The organism is Paenibacillus terrae, from assembly GCF_005217525.1.
Lineage (GTDB): Bacteria > Bacillota > Bacilli > Paenibacillales > Paenibacillaceae > Paenibacillus > Paenibacillus terrae_C.
On record NZ_PNXQ01000007.1, the window covers coordinates 78354 to 84876 of the forward strand.

Below are 6523 nucleotides of genomic sequence, written 5' to 3' on the forward strand. Positions count from 1 at the left end.
GCGACCATTTGCTGATCGTCATCCACCATCTGGCGGTGGACGGGGTATCGTGGCGGATATTGTTTGAGGATATCGCCACAGGCTATGAGCGGGCGGCAAGCGGTCAGGAAATCCGGCTGCCGCATAAAACGGACTCGTTCCGCACATGGGCGCAGCAATTGCCACAGTATGCGGCAAGTCCGGCATTGGAGCGCGAGCGGGAGTATTGGCAGCAGATCGTGCAGACGGCAGAAGCTACTGAACCACTGCCGAAGGATTTTGCTCACCCTATAGCCCAGGTTCGCGACAGCGAGATGGTAGTAGCTGGGTGGAGCGAGGAGGAGACCCTGCTGCTGCTGAAGCAGGCCAACCACGCTTACAATACGGAAGTAAACGACTTGTTGCTGGCCGCTCTGGGCATGGCGGTTCATGCCTGGACGGGAACGGAGCAAGTGCTGGTAAATCTGGAAGGACACGGCCGGGAAACGATCATACCGGATACCGACATTACCCGGACCGTAGGCTGGTTTACGAGCCAATATCCAGTTGTGCTGGAGTTCGGGGCCGAACAAGACATTTCGCGTAGCATTAAGCGCGTGAAGGAAGGGCTTCGCCGCATTCCGAATAAAGGCATCGGATATGGGATTTTGGCCCACTTGTCCGGCGATGGCGGGAACGGGGACGCTTCCTTGCAAATTAAGCCGGAAATCAGCTTCAACTATCTGGGGCAGTTTGACCAGGATTTGGACAGTAACAAGCTGCAAATTTCGCCTTATTCAACCGGCGTCGCGATTAGCGAAAACAGTATGCGGAATTATGTACTGGACATCAACGGCATGATTTCGGAAGGTGCGTTGAATCTGGCCATCAGCTATTGCGGAAATCACTACCGCAAGGAGACGATGGAGAAACTGGCTGAGCTGATTCAGAACAGCCTTCAGGCAATCATCCTGCACTGCGTGAGTAAAGAGCAGTCGGAGCTGACGCCGAGCGATCTGCTGCTTTCGGATCTCAGCATGGAGGAACTGGAGCAGCTTGTGCAGCAAACCCGGCATGTTGGCGAGATCGAAAATGTGTATAAGCTGGCACCGATGCAAAAGGGCATGCTGTTCCTGAGCTTGCTGGAGTCGAATTCGGGTTCTTACTTCGAACAATCGACTTTTGGTATTCGGGGAAGTCTGGACATTAAGGCATTCGCCCAAAGTCTGGATGCCTTAATGCAGCGTCATGACGCGCTACGCACCAATTTTTACAATGGTTTGGCCGAACCTGTACAAATTATATTCCGCCACAAGCAAGGTGAATTTTATTATGAGGATTTGCGCGGTATGGATCAGGCGCAGCGTGATGCGTATGCGGAAAGCTTTAACGTCCAAGATCGGGCAAAAGGGTTTGACCTGACCCAGGATGCGCTACTGCGCATCTCGATTCTCCGTACCGGCGAAGAAAACTACAACCTGATCTGGAGCTTCCATCATATTATTATCGATGGCTGGTGCGTGCCGCTTCTGATGCAAGAAGTATTCGAGCACTATACGGCGATTCTGCAGCAAAGACAACCGGAGCTTCCTCCAGCGCCGTCCTACAGTACCTATATCGAGTGGCTGGATCGTCAGGATGCCGGGAAAGCTGCCGATTATTGGAGCAAGTACCTGGAAGACTATGAGCAGCAAACGTTATTGCCGCAAGGAAAAACCCAAGGCAAAGCCGAAGGGTATAGGCTGGAATACCTTGTCTGCGATCTTGGCGAGGATATGGCCAAGCAGATCGAGTTGTTGGCCAAGCAGCATCAAGTAACAGTTAGCATGCTGATGCAGGCTGCATGGGGGATTTTGTTGCAACGGTACAATAACAGCCGGGATGTCGTTTTCGGAAACGTGGTATCAGGAAGACCTGCAGACATACCGGGTATTGAGAATATGGTCGGCCTATTTATCAATACGGTTCCTGTTCGCGTTCAAACAGAGGAAGGGGAAACCTTCGCGCAATTGCTGAAAAAGCTGCAAGAGCAGTATTTGGCCTCGCACGCTTACGATACGTATCCGCTTTATGAAATCCAGGCGCTAACCGGACAAAAACAAAGCTTGATCAACCACGTCATGGTATTTGAAAACTATCCGGTGGAAGAGCGGCTCGGCCAGTTGAGACAAAACGATTCGGGCGAGATGGATATTACCGCTATCGAAGCGTTCGAACAAACGAACTATGATTTCGTTCTGACCATTGAGCCGGGCGCACAACTCAAGCTCCATATGAGATACAACGCGCTCGTGTTTGAAACGGAAACCATTAGTCGGCTCCAGGGACATTTGGTTCGTCTGCTTGAACAAGTGCTTGACAACCCGCATATCCCGGTCGGCGATGTGGGCATGATCACGGCGCAAGAGAAGGCGCAGATTGTGGAAGTGTGGGGCGATACAGCAGCTCCTTATCCGCGTGAGAAGACCCTTCACGGCATATTTGAGGAAAAAGCGGCGCTCACACCGGACCGTACAGCACTTATCTATGGCGAAACGAAGCTTACCTACGGAGAACTTCATCAGCAGGCGAACCGCCTTGCACGTACGTTGCGCGCCCAAGGGGTCAGACCTGACCAGCCGGTCGGCATCATGGTTGAACGTTCGCTTGAGATGATCATCGGCATCCATGCCATTCTAAAAGCGGGTGGGGCCTATGTACCGATTGATCCAGAATTCCCGGAAGATCGTATTCGCCACATGCTGGAGGATTCGGGAGCGAAGCTTCTGCTGACGAAAAATCATCTCAAAGATCGTTTTCCATTTGCTGGCACGCTCCTGGCACTTGATGACCCGCAGGCGTATCATGCTGATGACTCGAATCTGGAGCCGCTCGCCGGGCCGGAACATCTGGCGTATATCATTTACACGTCAGGTTCAACTGGTAAGCCAAAAGGCGTAATGATTGAGCATCGTTCCGCTGTCCATACGCTGAGTCAGTTGGAAGTTGAATATCCGATGATGGCAGGTGACCGATTCCTGCTCAAAACGACATTCACCTTTGACTTCTCCGTACCGGAGCTATTCTGCTGGTTCTTTGGGCAGGGAACTCTCGTGATCTTGCCGCAGGGCGCGGACAAAGATCCGGTGGCACTGCTGGAGGCCGTGGATACGAGCCGTATCACGCATCTCAATCTAGTACCGTCGATGCTCAGTGTTCTCGTTCAATATTTGAAGGAAAGCGGCAGCCAAGGATTCCTTACTCTGAAATATCTGTTTGCCTGCGGCGAGACGCTGCCCGCCAAACTTGTGGAAGAGTACTATAAAGTATCTCCACACGCAGTACTGGAGAACATCTATGGTCCTACGGAGGCGGCCGTATATGCGACCCGATATACAACGAGCCTTGAGACTGCTGCGCTAACGCATGTACCTATCGGTAAACCGTACGCTAACGTCCAAGTATGGATGATGGACAGTGCTTCTCAGGTATCACCTGTAGGTGTACCGGGAGAACTCTGTATTGCAGGCGAAGGGGTAGCGCGAGGGTACTTCAACCAGCCGGACCTGACGGCAGAGAAGTTCATTCCTCATCCGTACAAACCGGGAGAGCGGATTTACCGGACGGGCGATTTGGCCCGATGGCTGCCAGACGGGAATATTGAGTATTTGGGGCGAATCGATCACCAGGTAAAAATCCGGGGTTACCGTATTGAACTGGGAGAAGTGGAGGCACAAATTCTTAAAGTGCCGTCTGTGCAGGAAGCGGTCGTCCTTGCACTGGCTGATGCTACTGGAAGTACTCAGCTTTGCGCGTACTTTGTGGCTGAAGAGGGACTTGCAGCGGGAGTGTTACGTGAAGCACTGGCCAGCGAACTGCCAAGCTACATGATTCCAACTGCTTTCGTACAGCTGGCACAAATGCCGCTGAATCCGAACGGCAAATTGGATCGCAAAGCGCTGCCGGCACCAGAAGCACTCCTGCGGAGCACAGCGGAGTATATCCCGCCGCGTACGCCGACTGAAGTAGAACTGGCGCAGATTTGGTCCGAGGTACTCGGTGTGCAGGAAATCGGAGTCAAGGATCACTTCTTCGAACTTGGGGGCCACTCCCTGAAAGTATTAGGATTGATTCAGAAGATCTCGTCCGTCATGGGTGTCCAACTCCCGCTCCAACTCGTGTTCAATCTTCCAACGGTGGAGCAAATGGCACATGAAATATCCAGGCTGCGGACAAAAGATGCTCCTGATGAAGAGGAAATGGAAATTATCCACTTCCCAGGGAAAGGAACGCTTAAAGTGTTTTGTTTCCCTCCTCGGGTCGGCTACTCTCTGGGCTACTATGAGATGGCTAGAGAGCTGGAAGGACATTGCGAGGTATACGGGCTGGAATTCATCGGCGATCGTTTTGAGAGTCAAGACATGCTGGATCGCTACATGGATGCCATCGTGGGTATTCAAGCAGAGGGACCTTATGTCTTCCTCGGATACTCACTCGGAGGGAATCTGGCCTTCGAGGTGGCCAAAGCCATGGAAAGCCGAGGTCATCAGGTGAGCGACCTCATTATGGTGGATGCTATGAGAAAGACGTCCAAGGATGAATCGACGCCGGAGCAGCTTGAAGAGATTGTTGAGACGGTGTTGGAAAGTATTGGTGATCAGTACAAAGCATTTTTGGCCGATCCATCCGACAGGGAGCGAGTCAAAGACAAAATGTTGATCTACTCCATCTATCGGAATGAGCTTATTAACGCAGGTGAAGTTCAGGCGAATATCCATGCCTTGGTTGCAGAAGACGATAGTATGGGTCCGGTAACATCATCAGATAAACTGCTATGGCAACAGACAACGCTTGGTCAATACGAAGAGTATGGAGTCATCGGTACGCACGATGTGCTGCTTGATTCCGGTTATATTGGTGAGAATGCTAAAGTGCTGAGACAGATACTTGACAAGGTCACAGAAGCATCATCTAAAAACAAGCCCATTTTGTCCTAAGATCAATCAAGCATAATAAGTGTTAGGCAGCAAAGACGCCCGGATTCCTTTATATAGAAGGAACTCGGGCGTCTTTTGTGTTTTTTGCAACCATTAACATGTAGAGTATCTAACCATCTTTGTTTGTTTTAGCAACGGTTGACCGTGTGGGATTGATATTGTTGATTAGCTCACAGATAACTTGAATGACAAGCTCTGGTTGATCATGAATTATCATATGGTCGCTCTTTTTGGCAACAATAAATTTGCTGTTTGTAGAGATGTTGAGCATCTCACGCTGCCCCATTTGCCAGCTTTGTTCGATTTGCTCATTCCCGCGCTTACTAATACCGAACTGAGTCAAATTTTGCTGGATGCCCCGGGCAATCACACGCACAGGAAGGTTTCCCAAATGCTGCCCTCGTATGGCATTTTCGGTCGTGCTCGCCAAATCACCTTCCTCGGCAACAGACCGAAAGTATTTGGGTGAAGCGACAATACTCACAAACGATTTTCTATCCTGATGCTCAACACGACCAGTTAGCATAAAATTAGGAAACAGACGAAAAGCCCCCGACCTTTCTAGAAGAAGGGATATTAACGGTGAGGGATTGACCTTAGGTCGTTCCTTGGCATAAATCTCACTTGTCCGGCGGGCGTCATTCTCAGGCCTAGCATCCACAAGGACCAATCCTGCTACCTCATCTCTGTACGTTTGTGCATACAGCCTTGAGTACATGCCCCCGAGAGAATGGCCTACAAGGATATAAGGAGGCTGGACATCTGTATTCTTTAAGGCAAGATGAAGCTCTCGAACGATGTTTTCACCGGTGCGTGGAGTAGCAGCCTCCTCGCTCCAGGCATAGCCTGCCCGGTCATAGGATACAACGGTGGCGAATGATGACAGATTTTCGGGTATATCCCTCCAGGACAGGCTGCTTTCCCCGCTTCCCGATTCAAGCAGTATTGTCGGAGTGCCGCTGCCAAGTTTGCGAATATGGAGTCGATAGCCCCCGACGTCAACCATTTTCCCTAGAGGAGGATATTGCAATTTATCCTGTTTGGATGCAATCCACTCATAAACAAATCCAGAGATAACGACAAGTAGTAAGCAAGAGATGACAAAAAACACAATTCTCGTCCATGTTCGTCTTCGCTGCTTCATTACAAGATCTACTCCTCTATACCGTTAATTAATCATCAGCTAATGTTATATGATACAAAATTGCCTATGTGTAATTTGTAAGACTGCTGAAGATTTCAGACAAAACATCAAAATGAAGTTGCATAATATCCGTCTATTCTCTAATAAAGAGGGTGGTGATTATGGCGATAGTTTTCTCATATCATTTTTTACCCATCTTTTCTTTGTGAAATCATCAATATAAAGAAAAATAAGACTTAGTGCTTGAGCTGTAATGAATAATGCGGTATTTTGCAGAGATAAAACAATTAAATAAAAAAGCTTGCATTTAAATGTTCGGTATGATATATTCTAATTCCGGCCAAGAAATACAATATTGCGAGCGAGTGTTACAAAAAAAGATTTAAAAAAATGCTTGCAAAGTTGGTTCGGACATGATAAGATATAAGAGTTGATAAGGCGACGA

The 6523-nt window shown here is 49.5% G+C and carries 2 protein-coding genes; one reads left to right on the plus strand and one right to left on the minus strand.

From position 1 onward, the window contains the following. The coding region (locus tag C1I60_RS07260) for a non-ribosomal peptide synthetase (RefSeq protein ID WP_170970757.1) at window positions 1–4934 on the plus strand (4934 nt) is incomplete at its 5' end. 109 nt (window positions 4935–5043) lie between these two features. Here C1I60_RS07260 and C1I60_RS07265 read toward each other — a convergent pair. Then, window positions 5044–6078, minus strand: coding sequence for an alpha/beta hydrolase (locus C1I60_RS07265; protein WP_137061132.1), 1035 nt, complete (start codon window positions 6076–6078; stop codon window positions 5044–5046). Window positions 6079–6523: the final 445 nt, after the last annotated feature.